We start from the raw sequence: 26,702 nt of genomic DNA, 5'->3' as shown, positions 1-26,702 counted from the left end.
GCGCGGGCCTCAGAAGGTTTCAACGCGGCCGAGCAGCCACTTTGCCATCGCCAGCACCGAGAAGCTGATGACGAAAAGGATCAGGCCAAGGGCGATCAGGCTGGATGTGTAGAGGCCCGATGTCGCCTCGCTGAACTCGTTTGCGATCGAGGCCGAGATTGTGGTGGCGGGCGCCAGCAGCGACGTAGCGATACGGTGCGAGTTGCCGATCACGAAGGTGACCGCCATCGTCTCGCCCAGCGCGCGGCCGAGGCCCAACATGATGCCGCCGACAAGGCCAAGGCGCGTATAGGGGATCATGATGTAGCGCACGACCTCCCATGTGGTCATTCCCATTCCGTAGGCGCTTTCGCGCAGCATGACCGGTACCGTTTCGAACACGTCGCGGGTGACGGAGGTGACGAATGGCAGGATCATGATCGCCAGCACCAGCGAGGCGGTCAGCATACCGATCCCGTAGGGTGCGCCGGAAAACAGCAGGCCGATTCCCGGCACCTGCCCGAATGTCTCGATGAGGAAAGGCTGAACGGTGTGCTGCATCACCGGTGCCAGCACGAAAAACCCCCACAAGCCATAGATGATCGACGGAATGCCGGCCAGAAGTTCGATCGCGATACCGATCGGGCGCCGCAGCGGCATCGGGCAGATTTCCGTAAGAAAGACCGCAATGCCGAAGCTGAGCGGGACGCCGATGATCATCGCGATGATCGACGTGACAAGCGTGCCAAAGATCGGGGCAGCGGCGCCGAATATTTCCTTGGCCGGGCTCCAGCGTTCGGTCCACAGGAACGATGGACCGAAAGTGCTCAGCGCAGGAATCGAATCCCAGAGCAACGACAGCATGACGCCGGCAAGAACCAGCACCACTGTCGTGGCCGATAGCCAGGTCAGGCTGACGAACGCCCTGTCCTGCATCAGCAATCTGTTGGTTCGGGAGGTCTGGTCGGGCTCCATGGGTTTTCCGATGTCCGATGTCAGCGCCAAGGCCAATCCCCTGATATGTCGTTCTTGTCGAAAATGGAAGGACGGGCGAGGCTGTTGCCCCGCCCGTCCGAAGCTGTGCCGCGGTCTGGGCTTAGTTCATGCTCAGGACGGGCTTGCCATCATGCTGGATCGCGTCCCAGGACTTCTCGATCAGCGCGACGACGTTGTCGGGGATCGCGACGTACTGAAGGTCCTTGGCTTCCTGCTGGCCGTTCTCGTAGGCCCACTTGAAGAAGGTCAGGGCAGCAGAGGCGGCCGCCGGATCATCGGGGTTCGAGTGGATCATGACCCAAGTCGAAGCAGCGATGGGCCAGCTGTTGTCGCCGGGCTGGTTGGTGATGATGACGTGGAAGTTCTTCACGCCGGTCCAGTCCGCGTTGGCGGCGGCCGAGGCGAAGGTATCGAGCGAGGGCTCCACCACTTTGCCAGCGGCATTGACCATCTTGGCATAGCCGAGGTTGTTCTGGATCACGTAGGCATACTCGTTATAGCCGATCGCGCCAGCGGTCTGCTTGACGGTGTTGGCAACGCCTTCGGAACCCTTGGCGCCAAGGCCGACGGGCCACTCGACGGCGGTGTCGGAACCGATCTGGTCTTTCCACTCGGCCGAGATTTTCGAGAGGTAGTCGGTGAAGTTGAAGGTCGTGCCCGACCCGTCCGAACGGTGCACCACGACGATCGGCTGCGCGGGCAGCGTCAGATCGGGGTTCAGCGCGGCGATGGCGGGGTCGTTCCACATGGTGATCTTGCCGAGGTAGATGTCGGCAACGGTCGTGCCGTCGAGGACCAGTTGGCCCGGCTCGATGCCGTCGATGTTGTACATCGGCACGATACCGCCCGAGATCATCGGGAACTGCACGAGGCCTTGGGCGGCCAGTTCGTCATCCGACAACGGCTTGTCCGAGGCGCCGAAGGTCACGGTCTTAGCTTCAACCTGCTTGATGCCGCCGCCCGAACCGATCGACTGGTAGTTCAGGCCGATGCCGGTGGCGGTCTTGTAGGCTTCGCCCCACTTGGCAAAGACCGGGTAGATGAAGCTCGAACCTGCGCCCGAGATGTCGTCGGCTTGGGCGGCGACGGCCATCCCCAGGCTGAGCGCAGCAGCAGCTGCCCCGGCCACGATGTTCTTCATGAAGCTCACGGTAATTCTCCTGTCTTTTCACGTCGAAGAGCCCTGGGCAGCAGTACCCGGGCCGTTACGTGGGGCCGGCCTAGAAGCCGGACGTGACAGTTCCATGACAAAACCCAAGAAATTGCGTTCACGATATCCTGTAATATTTGGAGGGGCGTTGCTTGCCCGAAAGTTCAGGCCGGCAAGGTCCTGATTCCACCGCCGAACCTGACCCATGGCTTGGCCCGCGCGCGCTGTGACTACCTGTTGCGGGGTCCGTGAAATCTTTGGCCCTGATCTCGCTGGCGCCCCTAGTGCCTGCGCGTATGACGCGGACAAATGGCCACCTCCACGGTGCCCTGTCCGAATTCGCCGTGCCTCATCCCTCAGGACGGCCCGTGGACCCGCAATGTTCCTCAGCGGCGCAAGGCGCGCCGCAGGCTGACGGCGAGAATCGCCAGACATCCCAGCAACAGCAGCATGCCCGCGGCAAGCGGGGCCAGCCCCGCCAGCCGCACAAGTGCAGTCACCGCCGCGATCAGCACCAGCACCTGCAAGGCAAGGTTGCCGTCATCGACGAACAGGCTGAAAAGTTCCTTCAGCACAGACAGGGCAAAGCTCATTGCGCGGCTCCAATCCGCAGGTGGGCCGCCCGCAGCATCCGCACGGCGACGTAGGAAAAGGCCGCCAGCACCGCCAGCAGGCCGAGGATGGACAGGTCTGCGCCGGGCCAGTCGGCGCCCAGCCCCTCGCCCGTCCAGAACAGGCCAAAGGCGGTCAGCATCAGGCCAACCGCGAACTTCAGGGCATTCTCCGGCACCTGGCTGAGCGGGCGATGCACCACGGCCCCCACCGCCAGCACCACCACGACAGCCCCCAGCGCGCCGGCCCCGGCAATTGCCGTCATGCCATGCGCGGTGCCCACGGCGATCACGATGAAGACCACCTCGACCCCTTCCAGCAGCACCGCCTTGAAGGCCGCCATGCCCGCCAGCCAGTCGGCCCGCTTGTCGGCGGCCTGCCGTTTCAGCTCGTCGGTTTCCTTGGCAAAGGCCGCCTCCTCGTCATGGAGCGCGATAAAGCCGGTGGCGCGCAGGATCGCCTTGCGCAGCCAGCGCATGCCGAACAGGATCAGCAATGTCCCGATCACGTACTGCATCACCTGCAGCGGGATCAGCGCGAAAAGCGGCCCGAAGACCAGCACCAGCGCGACCAGCAGCGCCAGCGCGGCAAACGTGCCCAGCAGCGCCGGACGCCAGCTGCGCGTCAGCGCGACGGCCAGAACGATGGTAAATGCCTCGACCACCTCGACGAACGAGGCGAGAAACGAAGCGGTGACAGTCGATGTGATCGCAGTCCATGTCATGTCGAGGATAGTAGTGCGCGGATTTCGCGGGTTGCAAGCCGCGCGCAGGGCACAGGCCGGGCAGGCGCAGAAGGCAGGTTCAAGAGGCGCTGCAAACCGGTTAGAAGCGCCCTTGAACCCGCATGAAAGGCTCGCCATGACCCGCATCATCCAGACCTTCGCCGAGATCAGCGGTGACTATGACGCCGCCTTCGTCGATTTGTGGGGGTGCATGCATAACGGGCTGCACGCCTTTCCCGCCGCCGTGGCCGCGATGCAGGCGTTTCGGCAAAGGGGCGGCACCGTGGTCCTCGTGACGAATGCCCCTCGCCCGCGCGGGCCGGTCGAGGCGCAGATCGCCAAGCTGGGCATTCCCACTGACGCGTGGGACGCGATTGCCACCTCGGGCGATTCGGCGCGTGCGGCGATGTTTGAAGGAATGGTGGGCCACAAGGTCTGGTTCATCGGCGAGGACCACGACCAAAGCTTTTTCAGCCCGCTTCACCTGCTGGAAAACCCCGTCGAGATCACCCAGGTCCCGCTGGACGAGGCAGAGGGCATCGTGTGCTGCGGCCCGTTCGACCCGTTTGCCGATCCCGGCCTTTATCGCGCCGATTTCGAAAAGGCACAGGCGCGTGGCCTTAAGCTGCTGTGCGCCAATCCCGACATCGTGGTCGACCGGGGCGAGGCGCGGGAATGGTGTGCCGGCGCGCTGGCGCAGCTTTATTCCGAGATAGGCGGCGAAAGCCTTTATTTCGGCAAGCCGCACCCGCCGATCTACGACCTGGCCCGGCGGCGGCTGGCGCGGACAGGCCGGGTGGGTGAAACGCCCCGGATCATCTGCATCGGCGATGGCATCCGCACTGACATCCTTGGTGCCGCCACCGAGGGGCTGGACAGCATCTTCATCACCGGTGGCCTCGCGGTGGAGGAAACCCGCACCACCGATCAGCCCGACGCGGATGCGCTGGCAGCCTACCTGGCCGTTGAGCGTCAGGAACCGACCTACGCGATCGGTTACTTGCGCTGAGCGGCTCCGACTCGATGATTGCAAGGTAATATTGTTTCGTATATAAGCCTAGGTAAGACGCAATATTACCTGGTGACGAGGCTATGCTGGACAACGCACCCCGCGGAACGATCTGCATCGAGGATCTCGAGATCGGGATGGTCCGGTCGCTGCGCAAGCAGGTAACCGACCGCGACATCGAACTCTTTGCCGAGGTCTCGACCGACCGGAACCCCGTGCACCTCGACGACGAGTATGCCCAGGACACCATTTTCGAGGGGCGCATCGCGCATGGCATGCTGACGGCGGGCCTCGTCTCGGCCGTGATCGGCGAGCAGTTGCCGGGTCATGGCACGGTCTACCTTGGCCAGTCGCTGCGATTCCTGGCGCCTGTGCGTCCGGGCGACACTGTTCTGGCTGAAGTCGAGGTGACCGGCATCGACCATGCCAAGCGGCGTGTCACCCTCGATACCCGCTGCCTAGTCGAAGGCAAGCGCGTACTGGTCGGAGAAGCCACGGTACTGGCCCCGTCGCGCAAGTTCGACTAGGCCGCGCCCGCGAAATCGGGTGCCTTGCGCGGGCGCGTCGGGCCGGATACCTCAAGGGCCATGCGCATCATCCGCGATACATTCTACGTTGATCCCGCCGATAAGGGGGCTGCCGTCGCCATCGGCAATTTCGATGGTGTTCACCTTGGCCACCGCGCGGTCATCGATGTCGCGGCCGAGGCGGCACGGCGGCTCGAAGTGCCCCTTGGCGTCATGACTTTCGAACCGCATCCGCGCGAATTCTTCGCACCCGATGCCCCGCCCTTTCGCCTGATGAACGCGGCCGCGCGCGCACACCGACTGGAGAAGCTTGGGGTCAGGAAACTTTACGAAGTGCCGTTCAACGCAGCGCTTGCCGCGCTCAGCCCGCGCGACTTCGCGGCAAACGTCATTGTCGAGCGGCTGGCCTTGGCCCATGTGGTGGTGGGCGAAGATTTCTGTTTCGGCAAGGGCCGGCGTGGGACGGCCGATGATCTGGCCCGCTTCGGCGCCGAGATGGGGTTTGGCGTCAGCGTGGCGCCGATGGTCGATCTTGGTCAGGGCGATATCTCGTCCACTGCGATCCGTACCGCGCTAAGCGAAGGGCGCCCCCGCGACGCCGCGGCGATGCTGGGCCACTGGTACCGGATCGAGGGCGCAGTGATCCGGGGCGATCAACGCGGCCGCGACCTTGGCTTTCCCACAGCCAACATGTCTATCGCCGGCCTTCATCCGCCTCAATTCGGGGTCTATGCCGTGAAGGTCGACGTGCTCGACGGGCCCCATGCTGGCAGTTACGACGGCGCGGCTTCGATCGGCGTGCGGCCAACTTTTGGCGAGAATGTCCCGAACTGCGAAACCTACCTGTTCGACTTCAAGGGCGATCTTTACGGTGCCACCTTATCGGTCGCGCTGGTCGAATATCTGCGGCCGGAGTTGAAATTCGACGGCCTCGCGCCGCTCATCGCCCAGATGACGGCCGACTGTGATCGCGCGCGGGAGATCCTTGCCGATGTCGGATGACCCGATCGACCGCACCGGGCTTGCCCCCCGGTTCTGGGAAAACAAACCGCTGGAAAAGATGAACCGGCGCGAGTGGGAGGCGCTGTGCGACGGCTGCGGCAAGTGTTGCCTGAACAAGATCGAAGACGAAGATACCGGCGAAGTGGCGCTGACCCGCATCGCTTGCCGCTTGTTGGACGACGAGACCTGCCTTTGCAGCCGCTACGCCACCCGGCACGACTATGTGCCAGAGTGCATCGTGCTGACGCCCAAGACCTTGCTCAAGAACCTCTACTGGTTACCGCAGACCTGTGCCTATCGCCTCTTGCACGAAGGCCGTCCGCTTTACCCTTGGCACCCCCTGCTGAGCGGGACGCGGCAGAGCGTTCACGACGCCGGTGTCAGCGTGCAACGGCTTACCGTTTCCGAAGTCGAGTTGGACGAAGACGACTGGGAAAACCATATCATCGATGAACCCCTCTGATTCGATGAATATCCGAAAATCTGACTAAGGGTCTGCCTGATGTTCTTTGCTTCCGACAATACGGGTCCGGCACATCCCGCCATCCTGCAGGCGTTAGTCGCTGCTAATCAGGGCTACATGGCAAGTTACGGCGCCGACCCTATCATGGACCGCGTTACAAGGAAGCTGCGCGAGGTGTTCGAAGCGCCCGAGGCGGCAGTCTACCTCGTCGCTACGGGGACGGCGGCCAACTCGCTGTTGCTGGCCAGCATGACGCGGCCGTGGGACACGATCTTTTGCACGTCGATGGCCCATATCAACGAGGACGAGTGCAACGCGCCGGAGTTCTTCACCGGCGGCGCAAAGCTGACGCTGGTTCCCGATACTGACGGGCGGATGCAGGCCGACGCTCTGAAGGCGTCGATCCTGAAGGAAAATAACCGTGGCGTTCACGGGCCGCAGCGCGGTCCGGTTTCGCTGACGCAGGTAACCGAAAAGGGCACCGTCTACAGCCTTGAAGAACTGCAAATGCTGACCGGCATCGCGCACGGATTCGGGCTGAAGGTGCACATGGATGGCGCGCGTTTCGCCAATGCGTTGGCCGTGCTGGGCTGCACCCCGGCCGAGATGACGTGGAAGGCGGGCATCGACGCGGTCAGCTTCGGCGGCACCAAGAACGGGTTGCTGGGGGTCGAGGGCTGCATCATCTTCGACCCGGCCATCGCCTGGGAGTTCGAGTTGCGGCGCAAGCGCGCTGGACATCTTTTTTCCAAGCACCGCTATCTTTCGGCCCAGATGGAAGCCTACCTGCAGGACGATCTCTGGCTGGAGATGGCGCGCAGTGCGAACGCCGCCTGTGCCCGGCTGGTCGCCGGGATCAAGGCCAGTGGTGTGGGCGAACTGGCCTATCCACCGCAGGCCAATATGGCTTTCGCCCGCTTTCCCAGACATGTCCACCAGCGCCTGTTCGCGGCGGGCGCGGTTTATTCGATGTATGACGATGCGGTCGAGGACGGGCCGCCGGACGAGTTGCTGCTGGCGCGACTGGTATGTGACTGGTCGATGAGTCCGGGCAATATCGACCGGTTCCTGCAACTGCTCGCTGGCTAAGGCTCCCACGCGGCAATTGCCTTGGCGACGGCATCGGCATGGCTGACGGGGGCCATGTGGCCGGCCCCGGGAATGATCACGCGGCGGGCATGCGGCATCCGCGCTTCCAGTGCCTGCTGGACGAGACTGATGACCGAAGGCGAAGCCGCTCCCTCGATCAGCAGGACCGGTATCTCCAGCCCTTCCAACCGGCCGGGCGCCAGCAGGCCGGGGCTGTCGTGGCCCACGACGGCATCGGTTGCCAAGGCCACTTCCATCTGTGCGGCCATCGCGGCACGGGCGGCCGCCGGAATGTCATCCCAAGGCGCGCCGCCCCATCGGCTGACAAACATGCGTGCCGCGTCCGTGGGCCGCCCTGCTTCGAAAAGGGCGCGGATCTGCCCGAAATGATCGCCCTCCTGTGCCCGAACGGCCGGCGCGGTGTCGCGCAGGGCGGTGAACAAGACCGGTTCGATCAGCACCAACCCAGCCACGGGCGACGGGTTTTCCAGCGCCAGGCGCAAGCCGACCGTCGCGCCGTAGGAATGTCCGATCACGGTTACTGGCTGCTCTGGCAGGGCAGCTGTGGCAAGGGCGGTGGCCTGATCGTGCAAGGGACGGACGGGGTCCATCGCCGGGGCGCGACCATGCCCCGGCAGTTCGACGCTGATCGCCTCGCGCGGGCCGGGCAGCGCACCCAACATCGCGCGCCACATGCCGCCATGGCCCAGCGTGCAATGGATTAGCAGCAGCGGTCGCAAGGCTCAGGCCGACAGGTGCGCGGCCAGATCGGCGATGCGGTCCTGTCCCCAGAATCGCGCGCCGTCATCGGTGATGAAGAACGGCGCGCCGAAGACACCACGCCCGACAGCCTCTTCAAGGTTGGCGGCATAGGTTTCGGCCCCGGTCATCAGGCCGCTGTCGGCCAGCGCCGGGTCGAACCCGGCCTTGGCAAGACAATCGCGCACAACGTCATCTTCGGCGATATTGCGCTCTTCGGCCCAGACCGCGCGCGTGATGCCGGCCACCAGCGCAGCCAGATCGCCGCCGCCCGCGTTCTGCGCCGCGATGATCGCGTAGGCGGCAGGCGCGCCGTTGACCGGCCAGAAGGCGGGTTGCAGGTTCAGCGGCATCGACAGCTTGTCAGCCTGGCGGCGCATTTCCATCAGGCGGTATTCCTGCCGTGCCGGATGCCGGTCCTTCACCGCCTGCCCGCCGGTGCGCGCGAACAGCCCGCCGATATCCAGCGGCTTGTAGGTGATCGTCGCGCCGGCTGCCGCCGCCACCTCGGCGGGCCGTGTCCCGGCGAGGTAGGTGAAGGGCGAGATCGTGGACAGGAAGTAGTCGACATGCGCCATGAATGGGGCCTTTCCAATCTTTGCGCGACCGTAGCCCTGTGCTAGGCGGTGTCAACGTCACGAATCCGTTGCAATGCACGGCCCCTGCCGGAAGGACCCCCAGACATGGCTGCGATGATTGAACCGAAACTGATCTCGGGCAACGCCAACATTCCGCTTGCCAAGGCGGTAGCACGGCGGATGTCGATGCACCGCGGAATGAGTGTGAAACTGGTCGATGCCCGTGTCGAACGGTTCAACGACGGCGAGATCTTCGTTGAGGTGTTCGAGAACGTCCGTGGCGAGGACATGTTCATCATCCAGCCCACCTCGAACCCGGCCAACGACAACCTGATGGAGTTGCTGATCATCTCAGACGCGATGCGGCGCTCCTCGGCGTCGCGCATCACGGCCGTCATCCCCTATTTCGGGTATGCCCGGCAGGACCGACGCACCAAGGCGCGTACGCCGATCAGCGCGAAACTGGTCGCCAATCTGATCGTGCAGTCGGGCATCGAACGGGTTCTGACGATGGACCTGCACGCGGCCCAGATTCAGGGCTTTTTTGATATCCCGGTCGATAACCTCTACGCCTCGCCCATCTTCGCACTGGATATCCGGCACAACTTCAAGGACCGGTTGAAGGACATCATGGTCGTCTCGCCCGACGTTGGCGGCGTGGCCCGTGCGCGCGAACTGGCACAACGGATCGGCGCGCCTCTGGCCATAGTCGACAAGCGGCGCGAAAAAGCCGGCGAAGTGGCCGAGATGACGGTGATCGGTGATGTCACCGGCAAGATCTGCCTGATCGTCGATGACATGTGCGACACGGCCGGCACATTGTGCAAGGCGGCCGACGTGCTGCTGGAAGGCGGCGCCGCCGAGGTGCATGCCTACACAACCCACGGTGTGATGAGCGGACCGGCGGTCAGCCGCATCACCGCCTCGCAGCTGCAATCGGTGGTTATCACCGATTCTATCGAACCCACCAAACCGGTGAGCGACTGCGCCAAGATCCGGATCGTGCCGACCGCGCCGATGTTTGCGCAGGCGATCCTGAACATCTGGAACGGCACCAGCGTTTCGTCGCTTTTCGATCACGAAACGCTTCTGCCAATCTACGAGGGAATGTATTCCGACCTCGCCTCCTAATCGACGCTCCAGTCGTCATCATGGGCCACCTCGCCGATGGCGAGCCATGCCACCCGCACCCGCGCAACGCGGGTATCGGCCCATGTGCGGAACTGGATGACAAAGCCTTCGCCATCCACCTCCTCGGCCTGAAGGTCGACACGGGCGTTCGTGGTGTTGGACATGTCCCACATCGATAACGAGAGATGGACGGCAGGTGCGTTTCGAAAAGGCTGGCTGAATGTGACACGGCTGCGCGATTGCCGCGGACCATTGCCCGTCCACATCAGGCCGTCATGCTCGAAATCGGAGAACAGGATAAGATCGCCCTGATCCACCCCGATCAAATGGTTTCGCAGCTGTTTCATGCCCGCCATGTCAAATGCCGTTATCGTGAGCCTGCCAGTTGACCTTGGGGAAATCCACTCCAAAACGAAAAGCCGCGGCGCATTGAGTTTGCGCCGCGGCCCGGTTTCGATATTTCGCCAGATCAGTCGTTGGACAGGCCGATGTGGTCGCCCATCGCCACCATGTCCGAGATCAGCTTGGCCGCATCGTCGATCAGGCCGTTGGCATCGAGCCCCTTTTCACGCACTTCGGCATGATAGGCACGGACCTCGGCCAGCATCTTGTCATAGATCTCCTGGGTCACCTCGGTGCGGTGCATCGACTGTTCGGCCAGCACGGTCACACCTTCGGCGGTGATCTCGGCAAAGCCGCCGGAGACGATGTATTCGTCGTTGCCCGACCCATGCACGACCTTCAGCACGCCGGGCCGCAGCGTGGTGATGACGGGCGCGTGGCCCGGCATCGCCGTCAGATCACCATCTGCACCGGGGATCTGCACCTCGGACGCCTGAACGGAGGCAAGCCTGCGTTCGGGCGAGACAAGGTCAAATTGCATCATGTCTGCCATGTCGGCTCCTTAAGCGGCGGCGGCGGCCATCCGGGCCGCCTTGGCCTTCACATCTTCGATGTCACCGACCATGTAGAAGGCGCCCTCGGGCAGGTGATCGTATTCACCGGCCACAACCGCCTTGAAAGAGGCGATGGTCTTTTCCAGCGGAACCTGAATGCCGTCCGAACCGGTGAACACCTTGGCCACGTCGAAGGGCTGCGACAGGAAGCGCTGGATCTTGCGGGCGCGCGACACCGTCAGCTTGTCCTCTTCGCTCAGTTCGTCCATCCCGAGGATGGCGATGATGTCCTGCAGCGACTTGTAACGCTGAAGGATCCCCTGAACGTCGCGGGCGACCTGGTAGTGCTCTTCGCCCACGACCGAGGGGTCCATGAGGCGCGACGTGGAGTCGAGCGGGTCCACGGCTGGGTAGATGCCCAGCTCGGAAATCGCGCGGCTCAGCACGGTCGTCGCATCGAGGTGCGCGAACGAGGTCGCCGGCGCAGGGTCGGTGAGGTCGTCGGCGGGCACGTAAATGGCTTGCACCGAGGTGATCGAGCCGGCCTTGGTCGAGGTGATGCGTTCTTGCAGCGCGCCCATGTCGGTGGCCAGCGTCGGCTGGTAGCCCACGGCCGAGGGGATACGGCCCAGAAGCGCCGACACCTCGGACCCCGCCTGGGTAAAGCGGAAGATGTTGTCGACGAAGAACAGCACGTCGGTACCCGACTGGTCGCGGAACTGCTCGGCCAGCGTGAGGCCGGACAGCGCCACGCGCATCCGCGCGCCCGGCGGCTCGTTCATCTGGCCATAGACCAGCGCCACTTTGGATTTCTCCAGATCGTCGGGCACGATAACGCCCGACTCGATCATCTCGTGATAGAGGTCGTTGCCCTCGCGGGTACGTTCACCCACCCCGGCGAACACCGAGAAGCCCGAGTGCACCTTGGCGATGTTGTTGATCAGTTCCATGATCAGAACCGTCTTGCCCACACCGGCGCCGCCGAACAGGCCGATTTTGCCGCCCTTGGCGTAGGGCGCCAGCAGGTCCACAACCTTGATGCCGGTCACGAGGATTTCCGACGCGGTCGACTGCGCCTCGAAGCTGGGGGCCTCGGCGTGGATCGGGCGATGCTCGGAGGCATTGACCGGTCCCTTTTCGTCCACCGGCTCGCCGATGACGTTCAGGATGCGGCCCAGCGTCGCGTTGCCGACCGGCACCGAGATCGGCGCGCCGGTATCGGTCACCGGGGCGCCGCGCACGAGGCCCTCTGTCGCGTCCATCGCGATGGCGCGGACCGTGTTCTCGCCAAGGTGCTGGGCCACTTCCAGCACCAGCACCTTGCCGTTGTTTTCCGTGGTCAGGGCGTTGAGGATCTCGGGCAGCTTGTCCTCGAAATGCACGTCGACGACGGCGCCGATCACCTGGGTGATCTTGCCGGTAGCCTTTGCTTTTGCCATGTCGTTTCTCCGGTTCTCTTAGAGCGCTTCGGCGCCCGAAATGATTTCGATCAGCTCATTGGTGATGACGGCCTGACGCGAGCGGTTGTACTCGATCGTCAGTTTTTCGATCATCTCTCCGGCGTTGCGGGTCGCGTTGTCCATCGCGCTCATCTGCGCGCCGTTGAACGAGGCGTTGTTCTCCAGCAGGGCCGCGAAGATCTGCGTCGCAACGCCGCGCGGTAGCAGGTCGTTCAGGATCGCTTCTTCGCTGGGTTCATAGTCATAGAGCGTGGTTTCGCCCTCGACCTCATCGAACGCAGCGGGGATGACCTGCAACGCGGTCGGAACCTGGCTGATGACGTTTTCGAAACGCGCGAAAAAGATCGTCGCGACATCGAATTCGCCGGCATCGAAGCGGCCCAATACGTCCCGCGCGATGTTCTGCGCGGTGCCATAGCTGATCTGCTTGACGCTGCTGAGGTCGACATGACCGACGAACAGCTGGCCATAATCGCGGCGCATGCTGTCACGGCCCTTCTTGCCGACGGTCAGGATCTTTACCGTCTTGCCTTCACCAATCAGTTGCGCGGCGCGCTGCTTGGCCAGCTTGGCAATGTTGCCGTTAAAGCCACCGCACAGCCCCCGCTCGGCCGTCATGACGACGAGCAGGTGCACTTTGTCGCTGCCGGTGCCGGCCAGAAGCCGCGGCGCCGAGGGCGACCCGGCGACCGAGGCCGCAAGCCCTGCCATCACCGCGTTGAAACGTTCGGTGTAGGGACGCGCCGATTCGGCTGCTTCCTGCGCCCGCCGCAGTTTCGCGGCGGCCACCATCTGCATGGCCTTGGTGATCTTGCGGGTCGACTTGACCGACGCGATCCGGTTCTTGAGGTCCTTAAGACTGGGCAAACCCGTCTCTCCTTATCCCGAAGCCAGTGGTCAGGCGAAATCGCGGGCGAATTCGTCCAGCGCTTCCTTGATCTTGGCCTCGGCCTCGCCCTTGATCTTGGGGTCTTCCTTCGTGATCATGTCCAGCACGTCGCGGCGGTTGGTCCGCAGATGCTTGAGCAGACCAGCCTCGAACCGGCCGACATCCTTGACGGCGACCTTGTCGAGATAGCCCTTGGTGCCCGCGAAGATCACGCAGACGATCTCGGCGTTGGTCAGGGGCGCGTATTGCGGCTGTTTCATCAGCTCGGTCAGGCGCGCACCACGATTCAGCAGCGCCTGCGTCGACGCGTCAAGGTCGGAGCCGAACTGCGCGAACGAAGCCATTTCGCGATATTGGGCCAGCTCCAGCTTCACCGGACCGGCGACCGATTTCATCGCGTTGGTCTGGGCAGAAGAGCCCACGCGGCTAACCGACAGACCGGTGTTCACGGCCGGACGAACGCCCTGATAGAACAATTCGGTCTCGAGGAAGATCTGACCGTCGGTGATCGAGATCACGTTGGTCGGAATAAACGCCGACACGTCGCCGCCCTGGGTTTCGATGACGGGAAGCGCGGTAAGCGAGCCCGAGCCGAAATCCTTGTTAAGCTTGGCCGAACGCTCCAGCAGACGCGAGTGCAGGTAAAACACGTCGCCCGGATAGGCTTCACGTCCCGGCGGACGACGCAGCAGCAGCGACATCTGGCGATAGGCCACAGCCTGCTTGGACAGGTCATCATAGATGATCAGCGCATGGCGGCCATTGTCGCGGAAATGCTCGGCCATCGCGGTCGCCGAATAGGGGGCAAGGAACTGCATCGGCGCAGGGTCCGAGGCGGTCGCGGCGACAACGATGGAATATTCCAGCGCGCCCGATTCCTCGAGCTTCTTGACCAGCTGCGCCACGGTCGACCGCTTCTGGCCCACGGCCACGTAGACGCAGTAGAGCTTCTTGCTCTCATCGTCGCCGGCGGCCTCGTTATAGGACTTCTGGTTGAGGATCGTGTCGAGCGCGATGGCGGTCTTGCCGGTCTGGCGGTCGCCGATGATCAGCTCGCGCTGGCCGCGGCCGATCGGGATCATCGCGTCGACCGATTTCAGACCGGTTGCCATCGGTTCGTGCACCGACTGGCGGGGAATGATGCCGGGGGCCTTCACGTCGGCCACGCCGCGCTTGGCGGTCTTGATCGGACCTTTGCCGTCGAGCGGGTTGCCAAGGCCGTCAACGACGCGGCCCAGCAGTTCGTCACCCACCGGCACGTCCACGATGGACTTGGTGCGTTTGACGGTGTCGCCTTCCTTGATGTCGCGGTCGGCGCCGAAAATCACGCAGCCCACGTTGTCGGATTCAAGGTTCAGCGCCATGCCGCGGATGCCGCCGGGGAATTCCACCATCTCGCCGGCCTGCACGTTGTCCAGACCGTAGACGCGGGCGATGCCGTCTCCCACGGACAGCACGCGGCCCACTTCGGCGACTTCCGCCTCCTGGCCGAAATTCTTGATCTGATTTTTCAGGATCGCGGAAATTTCCGCCGCTTGGATCGCCATTATCCGACCTCTTTCATGGTGTTCTGGAGTGCGCCGAGCTTCGAACTGATCGAGGTGTCGATCATCTTCGAGCCCACTTTTACAATAAGACCGCCAATGAGGCTTTCATCGACGGACGTGGTGAGTTTCACGGTCTTGCCGACCTGTGCGGTCAGCGTCTTGGCCAGCTTTTCGGACTGCACCTTGTTCAGCGGACGGGCCGAGATCACCTCGGCGGTGACTTCACCCTTGGCCTCGGCCAGCATGCCGCGCAGTTCCGCAAGTAGCTGCGGCAAAACGTACAGGCGCCGCTTTTCGGCCAGCAGGCCCAGCAGGTTGCCGGTGGTGGCGGCGAGGCCCATCTTTTCAGAGATCGCGGCCATGGCGCTGGCCTGCTCCTCGCGGCTGTAAAGCGGCGAAGAGATCAGCGCACGCAGGTCGGCACTGCTACCCAGTGCGGCGTCAAGCGCGTCAACGTCCTTTTCCAGCCCGTCGAGCGCCTTGTCGTCGCTGGCAAGGTCAAACACCGCACTGGCATAGCGCGCGGCAATTCCGGTCGAGATCGAAGCTGGTTCGGACACGTCCACCCTTCCGATGTCTTGCGCCCGGTCCCGGGCCGGGCAGATCCGGCAGGAGGGCAGCGTTAATGGCCCCCGCGATCACGGAAGCGTCAGATGGGGGGCATGTAGCAGAGGCTTTGGGGTGGGGCAACCGCCTTGGAGGGCCTTCACCGAGGCTTTATGGCCGCATGAGCGCCGCGACGCGGCACGCCGCCTAAAGGCTTGTCGGCTGGGGCCGCCGCGCAGGCTCGGGCGCCGGCGCGCCCAGCCCTTCAAGCACACGAAGCGGACGGCGCACCGCCTCTGTCAGACGCATCCGGCTGGGCGTTGTCACCTGTTTGCTGGCCTCGACGATTAACACGCCGCCAGCGGCGAAAACCGGCATGTGCCGGCCGGCCGTTTCAAGAAAACGCGCGGCCTTGCGCCAAACCCGACGCGGCGACGGCGGCTGGTACAGCGTCGATAACGTGCGCTCCGGCACAAAGTTGTGGCTCCGCAGTTGCACCTCAAGCTGGCTCATCGAATAGGGGCGGCCGTAGCCAAAAGGCGTGCGATCGGTGCGCGACCATATGCCCGCGCGGTTTGGCACGATGAACACAACGCGCCCGCCGGGCCCCAGAACGCGCCAGGCTTCCTCCAAAACAGCCGACGGGTGTTCCGAGGTTTCCAGCCCATGCATCAGCACCAGCTTGTCGACCATGCCGGTGGGCACCGGCCACATCGCCTCTTCACAAAGCACGCTCACATTCGGCTGCCCCGCGGGCCACGCCATCACGCCTTGCGGCCCCGGCATAAGCCCGATCACCCGGCGCGCCTTCGCAAGGTAGGGACGCAGCAGCGGCACGGCAAAGCCGTAGCCCACCACCGTCTGCCCCTGCGCCTCGGGCCACAGCCCCACAAGCTGATCGCGGATGACTTTCTGCGCCGCCCTTCCCAGCGGGCTGCGATAATAGAAGTTGCGCAGGTCGAGCACGTCCAGATGCATTGCGGGCCGGGCCTGTTTGGGCAAGGGTTGTGCAAAGCATATCAACCGGAGGCGCTTTTGCCATGCCCCTTGAACTTGTCACCATTCCCTGCCGCGCCGACAACTACGCCTTCTTGCTGCATGACAGCGAGACCGGGCAGACCGCCCTGATCGACGCCCCAGAAACGGCCCCGATCGCGGCGGAGCTGGCCGCCCGACACTGGCGGCTGGACGATATCCTGATCACGCACCACCACGCCGACCACACAACCGGCGTGGACGACCTGCGCGCGGCGCATGGCGCGCGGGTGATTGGTGCCACGGCCGATTCGCACCGGCTGCCGGCGCTTGATCTGGCCGTGGCGGGGGGTGAGACGTTCAGTAGCTGCGGCGCCGAGGTGCGGGTGATCGACGTGCCGGGCCACACGGTCGGCCATATCGCGTTCTATGTCCCCGCCGCGGCCGCCGTCTTTACCGGCGATAGCCTGATGGCGCTGGGCTGCGGTCGGCTGTTCGAAGGGACGCCCGCCCAGATGTGGGACAGCCTGCAGCGCCTTCGCGCCCTGCCGCCCGAGACCCGCGTCTGTTCCGGTCACGAATACACCGCCGCCAACGCCCGTTTCGCGCTAAGCATTGACCCCGGCAATGCCGACCTTATCTCAAGAGCAGCCGAGATCGACGCCGCCCGCGCCGAAGGGCGCCCGACAGTGCCGTCGTCACTTCAGACGGAATGCCGGACCAACCCTTTCCTGCGGGCAGACGATCCCGGCCTGAAGACCGCGATCGGCATGGGCGCAGCGCCCGATGTCGAGGTATTCGCGGAAGTGCGTCACAGAAAAGACCGGTTTTGACCACAAAACCGCCATGACCGGTCCAAGCCCAGCCAAAGCGCATGCTTTCCAGTCACGGAAGTGCTTTGTGTAGGGCAAGTGACGAAAAAATACTTGAAGCTTGGGCTGGAACACCAAACTTTAAGGACAAGAGGCCACGGTTGTGCGGGGGCACCCTCCTCCGTCCGACCTCCGATCAAAGGAGCACGCAACGTGCCGTCATTCTCCAATACGCTCGAGCAGTCCATCCATGCGGCGCTGGCGCTGGCCAACGCCCACCACCATGAGTTGGCGACGCTCGAACACCTGCTTCTTGCGCTTCTGGATGAACCCGATGCAAGCCGCGTCCTGCGCGCCTGCGCGGTTGATCTCGACCAGCTGCGCAAGGTGCTGGAGGACTTCATCGAGGACGACCTGTCGACCCTGATCACCGACGTGGACGGCTCCGAGGCCGTGCCCACCGCCGCTTTCCAGCGGGTGATCCAGCGTGCAGCGATCCACGTGCAGTCTTCTGGCCGGACCGAGGTGACGGGCGCAAACGTGCTGGTCGCCATCTTTGCCGAGCGTGAGTCGAACGCTGCCTTCTTCCTGCTGGAACAACAAATGACGCGTTACGACGCGGTCAACTTCATTGCGCATGGTGTCGCCAAAGATCCCGCCTTCGGCGAATCCCGCCCCATCACCGGGGCATCGTCGTCGGAGGAGGAACCCGTGGCGGCCGAGGCGGAAGAGAAGGAAAGTGCGCTGCGCAAGTACTGTGTCGACCTCAACCAGAAGTCCAAGAAGGGCGACGTGGACCCGCTGATCGGGCGCGACCACGAGGTTGAGCGTTGCATCCAGGTGCTGTGCCGTCGCCGCAAGAACAACCCGCTGCTCGTGGGCGACCCCGGGGTTGGCAAGACCGCGATCGCCGAAGGGCTGGCCTACAAGATCGTCAAAGGCGCGGTACCCGAAGTTCTGGCCGGCGCCACGATCTATTCGCTCGACATGGGCGCGTTGCTGGCCGGCACCCGGTATCGCGGCGATTTCGAAGAACGTCTGAAGGCCGTGATGAACGAGCTTGAGGCGCATCCCGACGCGGTACTCTTCATCGACGAGATCCATACCGTGATCGGTGCTGGCGCGACCTCGGGCGGGGCGATGGACGCCTCCAACCTGCTGAAGCCCGCGCTGCAGGGCGGCAAGCTGCGCTGCATGGGCTCGACCACCTACAAGGAGTTCCGCCAGCACTTCGAGAAGGACCGCGCGCTGAGCCGTCGGTTCCAGAAGATCGACGTGAACGAACCTTCGGTCGAGGATTCGATCAAGATTCTCAAGGGCATCAAGCCGTATTTCGAGAATCATCACCAGATCAAGTACACCTCCGACGCGATCAAGGCGGCGGTGGAACTGTCGGCGCGTTATATCAATGACCGCAAGTTGCCCGACAAGGCCATCGACGTCATCGACGAGGCGGGCGCGGCCCAGCACCTTCTGACCGAAAGCAAGCGTCGCAAGACCATCGGCCTGAAGGAGATCGAGGCCGTGGTGGCCAAGATTGCCCGGATCCCGCCCAAGAACGTCAGCAAGGACGATGCCGAGGTGCTCAAGGACCTTGAAACCTCGCTCAAACGCGTCGTTTTCGGCCAGAACGAAGCGATCGAGGCACTGTCCTCGGCGATCAAGCTGGCCCGCGCGGGCCTGCGTGAGCCTGAAAAGCCAATCGGGAACTACCTTTTCGCCGGCCCGACCGGTGTCGGCAAAACCGAGGTCGCCAAGCAACTCGCCGATACGCTGGGCGTGGAGCTGCTGCGCTTTGACATGTCGGAATACATGGAGAAGCATGCCGTCAGCCGGCTGATCGGCGCACCGCCGGGTTACGTTGGCTTTGACCAAGGCGGGATGCTGACCGATGGCGTGGACCAGCATCCACATTGCGTCCTGTTGCTTGACGAGATGGAAAAGGCGCACCCGGATGTCTACAACATCCTGCTGCAGGTGATGGATCACGGCAAACTGACCGACCACAACGGCCGGACAGTGGATTTCCGCAACGTGATCCTGATCATGACGTCGAACGCGGGCGCTTCGGAACAGGCGCGCGAGGCCATCGGTTTTGGTCGCGACCGCCGCGAGGGCGAGGATACGGCCGCGATCGAACGGATGTTCACGCCCGAGTTCCGCAACCGTCTGGATGCGATCATCTCGTTCAGTGCGCTGCCCAAGGAGGTGATCCTGCAGGTCGTCGAAAAGTTCGTGCTGCAACTCGAAGCACAGCTGATCGACCGCAACGTGCATATCGAGCTGACCAAGCCTGCCGCCGAATGGCTGGCCGACAAGGGCTATGACGACAAGATGGGCGCGCGTCCATTGGGTCGCGTGATCCAGGAGCACATCAAGAAGCCGCTGGCCGAGGAACTGCTCTTTGGCAAGCTGACCAAGGGCGGTTTGGTGAAAGTGGCGGTCAAGGACGGCAAGCTCGACCTGCAGATCGAGTCGCCCGAACAGCCGCGGCTGACAGGAAACAAGCCGCCTCTTCTGACCGCCGACTAAGGCGTCGGCCACTCACGAAAAGGCAAACGCCCTCGCCTGACAGGCGGGGGCGTTTCGCATTCAGGCCCCTACTTTTCCGTCAGTTTCAGCTCGATCCGACGGTTCTGCGCGCGGGCTTCCGGGGTGTCACCCTGCGCGATGGGCTGATACTCGCCAAACCCGTTTGCCGACAAGCGGTGCGGGTCGAGCCCCTCGTCGTTGATCAGGAACAGCACAACCGACAACGCGCGGGCCTGGCTGAGTTCCCAGTTGTTCTTGAACTCACCCGTCCCACTTAGCGGCACATCGTCAGTGTGGCCGTCCACCTGCAGGATCCAGTCGATGCTGTCGGGGATTTGCGCCGAGATCTTCTTGAGGATACCCGCGACCTTGGCGATCTCGGCCTTGCCGTCGGCCGACAGCGTCGCCTGCCCCGGATCAAACAGCACTTCCGACGAGAATACGAACCGGTCCCCCACGATGCGGATGCCCTGTTGTCCGGCCATCAGGTCGCGCAACTGCCCAAAGAACTCGGAACGGTATTTCTCAAGGTTCTGGTTCTGCGCCTGCAACCGCGCCGCCTCGGCCGCAAGCCGCTGGCGCTCGGCCTCTTCCAGTTGCCGCTGCCGCGTCTCAGCGGCCAAAGCGCGGGCCATCGCGGTGTTAAGCTGATTGCCCAGCGTCTGGATTTGCACCTTCGATTGCGCGTCGTTCTGGTCGGCAAGGTTCAGTTGTGACTGCAGGTTGCCCAGCCGGGTACGCAGCGCCGCGATCTGCTGATTGAGCAGTGCAACCTGCCGCTGCGCCTCGGTTGACTGCGCCTGTTGGTCCGAGAGTGCGGCATTGGCCGAGGCCAGCAGCGCCGCTTGGCGTTGCGCCTCGGTCATCTGGCCGGCGGCCTGCGCCTTGGCATCCGAAAGAGCGGCCAGCGCGGCCTCCAGCCGGGTCTGTAGGTCAGACGCGTCTTGCTGGGCGGTATTGGCCTGATCGGTGAGCTTCTGGTTGGCCAACAGCGCTTCGGCCAACCGGTCCTGCAACGTGGCGCTGTCGGCCGCGGCGGACGTGGCGGCGGATTCGGCGTTCTGCCGCGCCAGCACCGCCTCGGCCAGCTTGCGCTGCAGGTCCTCCTGCGACATCTGCGCGTCCTTCAACGCTTGGTCCAGCGCCTCCTTGACGCTGGCCAGATCGCTGTTGGCGGCATCGCGCGCGGCAATCGCGGCGGCCAGTTGGGTGGACAGGTCCTGCCCCTGCGCCCGCGCATCGCCCAGCGCCGTTTCCGCCTGCTGCTGGGCCAACAGCGCCGCCGTCAGGTTCGCCTGCAACTGGTCGCGCGCGTCCTGCGTCGCGGCCAGCAGCGTCAGTGTTTCCTCGGCCTTCTTGCGCTGTTCCTCCAGCGCCAGCGTCATCGAGGTCAGCTCGGCTTGCGAATTCTGCAGCTTGTCGCGCAGCGCCTGCGCGGCGGCGGCATCGGCCATCTGCTGCGCTTCAAGGTCGGAAATGCGGGTGGCGTCGGCACCGGCCTTGGCCTGCAGCTCGGTCAGCAGGGCCTGCATCGCATCACGCCGGGCGGCGGCCAGTCGCGCCGCTTCGGTATTGGCGTCAATCTCGGAACGTGCCTGCGCCAGAGCAAGGTTCAGCGCCTCGGCCTCCGACACCTTCTGCGCCACGTCGCCTTGCAGGCTGGTCACCTTGTTCTGCAGGTCGGTGCGGTCGGCCAGAAGCCCGGCAACCTGCGCCTCGAACCCGGTGATCTTGTCATTGGCCGCCGACAGCGCCGCCGCCTGCTGATCGGACTGGGCGCGCAGGCTGGCGATGAGGGCCTCCTGCTGGCTGGCCTTGTCGTTGGCGGCGGCAAGCGAAGTGGTCAGCGTGCTGACCTGATCGCCCAGCGCGGCCGACTTGTCCTGCGCCAGCCCCAGTGCCTCGGTCAGTTGGTTGACCTCGGCAGTCAGCGCGTTGAGCTTGGTTTCCTGCCCGGTGATCGTCTGGCGCAGCACGAACTGGATGACCATGAAGATGGTCAGCACGAACATCAGCACCAGCAGCAGGCCCGTCATCGCATCGACGAAGCCCGGCCAGATCGAAGCGTGGAAGCGCGATGAGCGACGGCTCAGGCCCATCGTCTAGCTCCGCTCGGTCTCGGTGGCGGGTTGCGGACGGCCCCGGCCCTGTCGCAAAGCGCGCGTCAGACCGGCAATGTCGCTGCGCAGATCGGCAATCGATTCCTGCCGTCCTGCCGACATCTCTTCCAATATGCGCAGAAGCTGCACATCAATAGAGCGCAGGCGCATCCGGCTTTCGGCATCAATCCCGTCGACGCCACTGTCGCGCAGCTTTTCGATCAGGCGCTCTTGCCCGTCGGCCACGCGCAGCAACACCTGATTGGTCTCGTCGTTGCCCAGCTTTGCCGCCAGTTGGCCGACCGAAGTGGCCAGTTCGCCCAGACGTTCATCGACATGGGCACGCGCCACGTCTGACTGCGTGAACATGAGTTGCAGAGCTTCCATCTGCTCGGCCATCTGGTCGATGACGCTGGCGATAAAGGCCCCCTCGCCGCTGCCGCCCTCGTCGCCCGAAGAGAACCCGACACGCGTGATCGAGGACAGCCACTCCTCCAGCTCGCGGTAAAAGCGGTTCTGGCCATGGCCCGCGAACAGCTCCAGCAGGCCCACGATGAGAGAACCGGCAAGGCCCATCAGCGACGAGGAAAACGCCGTTCCCATCCCGCCCAGCTGCGATTCAAGGCCGATCTGCAGGCGGTTGAAGATATCCGCGCCGCTTTCACCCTCGGCGGGCGAAAGCGACTTGATGGTTTCCACCAGCGCCGGCACCGTCGTGGCCAGGCCATAGAAGGTGCCCAGCAGGCCCAGGAAGATCAGCGTGTTGCCAAGGTAGCGTGTGATCTCGCGGTCCTCGTCGATGCGCTGCGCGACGGAATCGAGGATCGACCGGCTGGAAGAGGCCGACAATTGCATCCGCGCCCCGCGCGAACGCAGCAGCGTGGCCAGCGGCGCCAGCAGGCCCGGCGCGGGCGGCAACGTGGCGCCCACGCGCTGGCTGGCGAATTCCTCGATCCAGCGCACCGACCGCCACAACTGGCCCACCTGCGCAAAGCACGACAGCACGCCCAGCGCGAAAACGGTCAGGATGACAGTGTTGAGATAGGGGTTCGATTCGAACACCGCGGTCAGCGTCCGATACCCGAAATAGGCCCCCGTCCCCACCAAGACGAGCGCCACCAGCATCGAGATGATCTGGCGGAAGGGCTGGGTGAACTGGGGCTCTGTTTCGGGTTCCCGCTTGTCCGTCACGGACAGGTTCCTTGCATCTGCTTCTTTTGCCGCACCATAGGTCGTGACCCGTCGAAACCCAAATGATTTATGCCTTTTCGTGGCCTTGTGCCGCGCTCCGCAGGGCCGCAACGCGCCCCTCCAGCCAGTCCAGATCAGGGTCGGCAATGCCGATCTGGTGCAGGCGGCGTGCGGTATTGTCGAGGTATTCCCAGTTCGGCCCGCGACCCCCCGTTGCATGGGCAATCATCTGTGCCTGCTGTTCCAGCGGAAAGCGGCAATATTGCCGGTGCGCCGGATCGACGATGTAGGCCAGCGCCTGCACGACGCGGCCGTCAGCCAGCCCAATCGGCAGCACCCGTTCGAGATAGGCCGACGAGATCAGCTCGCGCTCGCGCAGGTCGGCCAGAACCGCATCGCGGTCGGCTGCGGCGACGCGAAAGGCCATGCCGGTGCAGGTGGCCCCATCCAGCGCATCGAGCGCCAGCACAAGGCCCGGATCCTCCTCTGTGCCGCGATGGTGGATCGACAGCATGCAAAAGCTGCGGTGATAGCCGTCCAGCCGCGCGACCACGGCCTCGGCCGGGGCGAAACCGGGGTTCCACAGAAGCGATCCATAGCCGAAGACCCAAAGCGGGTCGGCCGTCTCTATCGGGCTGGTCCTTGTCATCGCGGCTCTGTAAACACCCTTCGGTGTCCGAAAGGAAGGGGCGGGGATGCGCCGTTTGCTGATCGTTGTCCTTGTGCTGGCCGGGCTTTACGGCGGCTACTGGTTCGTGGGCGCCTTCGCGGTGGAACGGCAGGGCCGCGCCCTGCTGGGCGAACTGGCCGCAGATGGCTGGCAGGTGGGCTTCAGCGACCTCAAGACGGTGGGCTTTCCCTCGCGCTTTGACACGACGCTCAGCGATCCGGCGCTGGCCGATCCCAAGACGGGCATCGGCTGGAAGGCGGCCTTCTTCCAGCTTCTGGCGCTCAGCTACCAGCCCAATCACCTGATCGCCATCTGGCCCGACAGTCAGACGCTGACCCTGCCGGGGCAGCGCGTTGCGGTGCAGGCGCAGGGCATGAAGGCCAGCGTTTCGGTCGCGCCCACGCCCGCGCTGCGGTTGGACCGGCTGACGGCCGAGGTGGGGGTGGCGACCGCGACCTCCGACAAGGGATGGCAGGCCGAGATCGACCATGCGCTTTTCGCGCTGCGGCCCTCGGGCGCGCCGCAAGGCTACGATCTTTACGCCGACGTGGTGAACCTGCGCCTGCCGGCCGAGGTTCTCGATGTCATCGACCCCGGCAAGGCGCTGCCCGAACCCATTGCCGACATGCATGTCGACAGCACCGTCACTTTCGACCGGCCGCTTGACCGCCACGCGGTCGCGGGCACGCCACCGCGCCCGACGGGGATCGCCGTGAAATCGGTGCAGGCGCATTGGGGCGACCTCGCGCTGAACGGAGCGGGGAACCTGACAATCGATACCAGCGGCCAGCTTTCAGGCAGCCTTGACCTGACGCTGTCGGGATGGCCGCAAATTGTGAAAATGCTGGTAGGCGCGGGCCTGATCGCGCCGCAGGCGGCCCCGCTATGGACCGCATTGGGTGCGCGCGCGGATGGCGCGGTCAAGCTGACGCTGCGCCTTGCCGATGGCCGGATGATGCTGGGGCCGCTGCCGCTGGGCCCCGCGCCGCGGCTTTTCTAGCCCGCCTTGGAGGGTGTGCGGCCAAAGTCGGGCGCGGCGGTATCCTGCCCGGCCTCGATGATGCCGCGCCGGATGGCGCGCGTGCGCGTGAAATAGTCGAACAGGTGCTGCCCGTCGCCGGTACGGATCGCGCGTTGCAGCGCAAAGAGTTCCTCGGTGAAACGGCCGAGGATTTCCAGCGTCGCATCCTTGTTGGTCAGGAACACGTCGCGCCACATCGTGGGATCAGAGGCCGCGATGCGGGTGAAGTCGCGGAAACCCGCGGCGGAATATTTGATGACCTCGCTGTCGGTGACACGGCCCAGATCGTCGGCCACGCCGACCATCGTGTAGGCGATGAGGTGCGGCGCGTGGCTGGTGACGGCAAGGACGAGGTCGTGGTGATCGGCCTCCATCTCGTCGACATTGCTGCCGATGCCTTCCCACAGCGCGCGCAACCGCGCCACCGCCGCGCGGTCGGCATCGCCGGGCACAAGAATGCACCAGCGATTGTCGAACAACTCGGCAAAGCCCGCGCGCGGGCCGGAATGCTCGGTGCCCGCCAGCGGGTGGGCGGGGATGAAATGCACACCCTCAGGCAGCTGCGGCGCGACGGCGGCGATGACCGCGCCCTTGACAGAACCAACATCGCTGACGGTGGCGCCCTGTTTCAGCACCGGGCCGATCTCGGCCGCAACCGCGCTCATCGCGCCGACGGGCACGCACAGCACCACCAGATCGGCCCCGTCGGCCGCCTCGGCAGCGGTATCGACCACGCGATCGCACAGGCCGATCTCGCGCGCCACGGCGCGAGTCTCGGCGCTGCGGGCGGTGCCCACGATCTCGCCCGCGAGGCCCGCGCGCTTCATCGCCAGCGCCATCGACCCCGCGATCAGACCCAACCCGATCAACGCGACCCGGTCGTAGATCACGCTCATTCCACCGCCTCTTTCACCCGCGCGCCCTTGAACTGGGCGATGGCGTGAACCACGCGGCGGCAGGCACTTTCATCACCCACGGTGATGCGCAGGCAGTGCGGCAGCCCGTAATTGGCAACATGACGCACGATGATACGCTGCGATTTCAAGTGTGCGTCGCAGGCCAGCGCCTCGTCCTCGTTCTCGAAACGAGCCAGCACGAAGTTGGTGAAGGACGGATCGCAATCGACACCGATCTCGTTCAGTCGGCCCGCCATCCAGGCCCGCCACTTGGCATTTTCATGCACACACCGCTCGGCAAAGTCGCGGTCGCGCAGCGCAGCCTCGGCGGTGACAAGCTGGGTATCGGACAGGTTGAACGGCTGCCGGATGCGGTTCAGCACGTCGATGATCGTCTGCGGGCCATAGCCCCAGCCGATGCGCAGCCCGCCCAGCCCGTAAAGCTTGGAAAAGGTGCGGGTCATCACGACATTCTCGCGCGCCTCGACCAGGGCGATGCCACCGTCGCGCCCCTCGGCGAACTCGACATAGGCGGAATCGATGACAAGGATCGCACGGGGCGGCAGGCCCTCGGCCAGCCGGGCCACCTCTTCCTCGGGCAGCATTGTTCCGGTGGGGTTGCCGGGGTTGGTCAGGAACACGATGCGTGTCTTTGCGGTGCAGGCGCGCAGGATCGCATCGACATCGACGGTTCGATCAACTTCAGGCACCGCAACCGGCGTGGCCCCTACCGCACGGGCAAGGATCGGGTACATCGCAAAGCCGTGCTGGGTGTGGATCACCTCGGTCCCCGGCCCGGCATAGGCCTGTGCCACGAACTGCAGCACCTCGTCCGAGCCGACGCCGCAGATCACGCGGTCGGGATCAATCCCGTGAATTTCGCCGATTGCAGTACGCAGCGCGCCATGGTCGGTTCCGGGGTAACGGTTCAGCGTTCGGGCGGATTTCTGGAACGCCTCGCGTGCCTTGTCGGAAAAGCCATAATGGTTCTCGTTCGACGAGAGCTTGAGCACGTCGCCCTGCCCCGGCAGCGCGGATTGACCGCCCTGATAAAGGGCGATGTCCATGATTCCAGGCTGGGGTTCGATCTTGGGCGCCATCTCAATCTCGCGCTTGGCAGCTGTCGCGTCCTTCTAGCCCCCCGCCCCG

Annotated in this window: 27 protein-coding genes; 9 read left to right on the top strand and 18 right to left on the bottom strand. The window is 64.3% G+C overall.

Annotated elements, in window-relative coordinates; all coding sequences use genetic code 11:
• Positions 1-9 precede the first annotated feature (9 nt).
• The 4 genes from pstC to GC146_RS11375 all read right to left on the bottom strand — a co-directional run bounded on the left by pstC (position 10) and on the right by GC146_RS11375 (position 3,461).
• The gene (gene pstC, locus GC146_RS11390; protein ID WP_291838330.1) at positions 10-984 is read right to left on the bottom strand and encodes a phosphate ABC transporter permease subunit PstC; all 975 of its coding nucleotides are present in this window, start codon (positions 982-984) and stop codon (positions 10-12) included.
• A gap of 91 nt (positions 985-1,075) precedes the next feature.
• Positions 1,076-2,116 carry a phosphate ABC transporter substrate-binding protein PstS gene (pstS, locus tag GC146_RS11385; RefSeq protein WP_291838543.1) on the bottom strand — a complete coding sequence of 347 codons (1,041 nt, stop codon included), beginning with the start codon at positions 2,114-2,116 and terminating at the stop codon, positions 1,076-1,078.
• 395 nt (positions 2,117-2,511) lie between these two features.
• The gene (locus tag GC146_RS11380) at positions 2,512-2,718 is read right to left on the bottom strand and encodes a hypothetical protein (RefSeq protein ID WP_291838326.1); all 207 of its coding nucleotides are present in this window, start codon (positions 2,716-2,718) and stop codon (positions 2,512-2,514) included.
• On the bottom strand, positions 2,715-3,461 hold the full coding sequence (locus GC146_RS11375; protein ID WP_291838323.1) for a TMEM165/GDT1 family protein: 747 nt from the start codon (positions 3,459-3,461) through the stop codon (positions 2,715-2,717). Before GC146_RS11375 ends, GC146_RS11380 begins: the two co-directional genes overlap by 4 nt.
• A gap of 136 nt (positions 3,462-3,597) precedes the next feature.
• On the opposite strand from GC146_RS11375, the gene GC146_RS11370 reads away from it, so the two are divergent.
• From GC146_RS11370 to GC146_RS11350, 5 genes are all read left to right on the top strand, one after another.
• Positions 3,598-4,470, top strand: coding sequence for a TIGR01459 family HAD-type hydrolase (locus GC146_RS11370; protein ID WP_291838320.1), 873 nt, complete (start codon positions 3,598-3,600; stop codon positions 4,468-4,470).
• An 83-nt stretch (positions 4,471-4,553) separates the two neighbouring features.
• On the top strand, positions 4,554-4,997 hold the full coding sequence (locus GC146_RS11365) for a MaoC family dehydratase (RefSeq protein ID WP_291838317.1): 444 nt from the start codon (positions 4,554-4,556) through the stop codon (positions 4,995-4,997).
• 60 nt (positions 4,998-5,057) lie between these two features.
• Positions 5,058-5,999, top strand: coding sequence for a bifunctional riboflavin kinase/FAD synthetase (locus tag GC146_RS11360; RefSeq protein WP_291838315.1), 942 nt, complete (start codon positions 5,058-5,060; stop codon positions 5,997-5,999).
• Positions 5,989-6,462 (top strand): YcgN family cysteine cluster protein, encoded by a 474-nt coding sequence (locus tag GC146_RS11355; protein ID WP_291838313.1) that lies wholly within the window; start codon positions 5,989-5,991, stop codon positions 6,460-6,462. Before GC146_RS11360 ends, GC146_RS11355 begins: the two co-directional genes overlap by 11 nt.
• 39 nt (positions 6,463-6,501) lie before the next feature.
• Entirely contained in the window at positions 6,502-7,551 is a 1,050-nt protein-coding gene (locus GC146_RS11350) for a beta-eliminating lyase-related protein (protein WP_291838310.1), read from the top strand.
• Here GC146_RS11350 and GC146_RS11345 read toward each other — a convergent pair.
• Together GC146_RS11345 and GC146_RS11340 are read right to left on the bottom strand one after the other, a co-directional pair.
• A complete protein-coding gene (locus tag GC146_RS11345; protein WP_291838308.1) occupies positions 7,548-8,291 on the bottom strand; it encodes an alpha/beta hydrolase in 744 nt (247 codons plus the stop codon). The genes GC146_RS11350 and GC146_RS11345 overlap by 4 nt on opposite strands.
• A 3-nt stretch (positions 8,292-8,294) precedes the next feature.
• A complete protein-coding gene (locus GC146_RS11340; RefSeq protein ID WP_291838306.1) occupies positions 8,295-8,888 on the bottom strand; it encodes a 2-hydroxychromene-2-carboxylate isomerase in 594 nt (197 codons plus the stop codon).
• Positions 8,889-8,993: 105 nt separating this feature from the next.
• Here GC146_RS11340 and GC146_RS11335 point away from each other — a divergent pair, with 105 nt between their 5' ends.
• Positions 8,994-10,019 carry a ribose-phosphate pyrophosphokinase gene (locus tag GC146_RS11335; protein ID WP_291838302.1) on the top strand — a complete coding sequence of 342 codons (1,026 nt, stop codon included), beginning with the start codon at positions 8,994-8,996 and terminating at the stop codon, positions 10,017-10,019.
• On the opposite strand, the gene GC146_RS11330 is transcribed toward GC146_RS11335, so the two are convergent.
• The 7 genes from GC146_RS11330 to GC146_RS11300 all read right to left on the bottom strand — a co-directional run bounded on the left by GC146_RS11330 (position 10,016) and on the right by GC146_RS11300 (position 16,335).
• Positions 10,016-10,366 (bottom strand): H-type lectin domain-containing protein, encoded by a 351-nt coding sequence (locus GC146_RS11330; RefSeq protein WP_291838299.1) that lies wholly within the window; start codon positions 10,364-10,366, stop codon positions 10,016-10,018. The genes GC146_RS11335 and GC146_RS11330 overlap by 4 nt on opposite strands.
• Positions 10,367-10,488: 122 nt before the next feature.
• A complete protein-coding gene (locus tag GC146_RS11325) occupies positions 10,489-10,914 on the bottom strand; it encodes a F0F1 ATP synthase subunit epsilon (protein ID WP_291838296.1) in 426 nt (141 codons plus the stop codon).
• Between the two features lie 9 nt (positions 10,915-10,923).
• Entirely contained in the window at positions 10,924-12,354 is a 1,431-nt protein-coding gene (gene atpD / locus GC146_RS11320; protein WP_291838294.1) for a F0F1 ATP synthase subunit beta, read from the bottom strand.
• Between the two features lie 18 nt (positions 12,355-12,372).
• The gene (locus tag GC146_RS11315; RefSeq protein WP_291838292.1) at positions 12,373-13,242 is read right to left on the bottom strand and encodes a F0F1 ATP synthase subunit gamma; all 870 of its coding nucleotides are present in this window, start codon (positions 13,240-13,242) and stop codon (positions 12,373-12,375) included.
• A 30-nt stretch (positions 13,243-13,272) separates the two neighbouring features.
• Entirely contained in the window at positions 13,273-14,811 is a 1,539-nt protein-coding gene (gene atpA / locus GC146_RS11310; protein WP_291838290.1) for a F0F1 ATP synthase subunit alpha, read from the bottom strand.
• A complete protein-coding gene (locus tag GC146_RS11305; RefSeq protein ID WP_291838287.1) occupies positions 14,811-15,371 on the bottom strand; it encodes a F0F1 ATP synthase subunit delta in 561 nt (186 codons plus the stop codon). The genes atpA and GC146_RS11305 overlap by 1 nt, the downstream gene beginning before the upstream one ends.
• Before the next feature lie 193 nt (positions 15,372-15,564).
• The gene (locus GC146_RS11300; protein WP_291838284.1) at positions 15,565-16,335 is read right to left on the bottom strand and encodes a methyltransferase domain-containing protein; all 771 of its coding nucleotides are present in this window, start codon (positions 16,333-16,335) and stop codon (positions 15,565-15,567) included.
• 62 nt (positions 16,336-16,397) lie between these two features.
• Between GC146_RS11300 and gloB the strand changes: the two genes are divergently transcribed.
• Positions 16,398-17,165 carry a hydroxyacylglutathione hydrolase gene (gene gloB, locus GC146_RS11295; RefSeq protein ID WP_291838281.1) on the top strand — a complete coding sequence of 256 codons (768 nt, stop codon included), beginning with the start codon at positions 16,398-16,400 and terminating at the stop codon, positions 17,163-17,165.
• A 192-nt stretch (positions 17,166-17,357) separates the two neighbouring features.
• On the top strand, positions 17,358-19,676 hold the full coding sequence (clpA, locus tag GC146_RS11290; protein ID WP_291838278.1) for an ATP-dependent Clp protease ATP-binding subunit ClpA: 2,319 nt from the start codon (positions 17,358-17,360) through the stop codon (positions 19,674-19,676).
• 68 nt (positions 19,677-19,744) lie between these two features.
• Here the strand turns inward: clpA and GC146_RS11285 are convergent, their stop codons facing one another.
• The 3 genes from GC146_RS11285 to GC146_RS11275 all read right to left on the bottom strand — a co-directional run bounded on the left by GC146_RS11285 (position 19,745) and on the right by GC146_RS11275 (position 23,615).
• The gene (locus tag GC146_RS11285) at positions 19,745-21,775 is read right to left on the bottom strand and encodes a peptidoglycan -binding protein (protein ID WP_291838276.1); all 2,031 of its coding nucleotides are present in this window, start codon (positions 21,773-21,775) and stop codon (positions 19,745-19,747) included.
• A gap of 3 nt (positions 21,776-21,778) precedes the next feature.
• Positions 21,779-22,900: a biopolymer transporter ExbB gene (locus GC146_RS11280; RefSeq protein WP_291838540.1), complete on the bottom strand. Its 1,122-nt coding sequence runs from the start codon at positions 22,898-22,900 to the stop codon at positions 21,779-21,781.
• Positions 22,901-23,033: 133 nt separating this feature from the next.
• The gene (locus GC146_RS11275; RefSeq protein WP_291838274.1) at positions 23,034-23,615 is read right to left on the bottom strand and encodes a gamma-glutamylcyclotransferase; all 582 of its coding nucleotides are present in this window, start codon (positions 23,613-23,615) and stop codon (positions 23,034-23,036) included.
• A 46-nt stretch (positions 23,616-23,661) separates the two neighbouring features.
• Between GC146_RS11275 and GC146_RS11270 the strand changes: the two genes are divergently transcribed.
• Positions 23,662-24,636, top strand: coding sequence for a DUF2125 domain-containing protein (locus GC146_RS11270; protein WP_291838271.1), 975 nt, complete (start codon positions 23,662-23,664; stop codon positions 24,634-24,636).
• On the opposite strand, the gene GC146_RS11265 is transcribed toward GC146_RS11270, so the two are convergent.
• The gene (locus GC146_RS11265; RefSeq protein WP_291838268.1) at positions 24,633-25,553 is read right to left on the bottom strand and encodes a prephenate/arogenate dehydrogenase family protein; all 921 of its coding nucleotides are present in this window, start codon (positions 25,551-25,553) and stop codon (positions 24,633-24,635) included. The two genes, GC146_RS11270 and GC146_RS11265, sit on opposite strands and share 4 nt — an antisense overlap.
• Positions 25,550-26,653, bottom strand: a complete 1,104-nt coding sequence (gene hisC / locus GC146_RS11260; protein ID WP_291838265.1) for a histidinol-phosphate transaminase — start codon at positions 26,651-26,653, stop codon at positions 25,550-25,552. Before hisC ends, GC146_RS11265 begins: the two co-directional genes overlap by 4 nt.
• Positions 26,654-26,702 lie beyond the last annotated feature (49 nt).

Origin of the sequence: Limimaricola sp., assembly GCF_016125575.1 — a bacterium.
Lineage (GTDB): Bacteria > Pseudomonadota > Alphaproteobacteria > Rhodobacterales > Rhodobacteraceae > WGLM01.
This window is presented reverse-complemented; position numbering and strand designations above follow the sequence as displayed.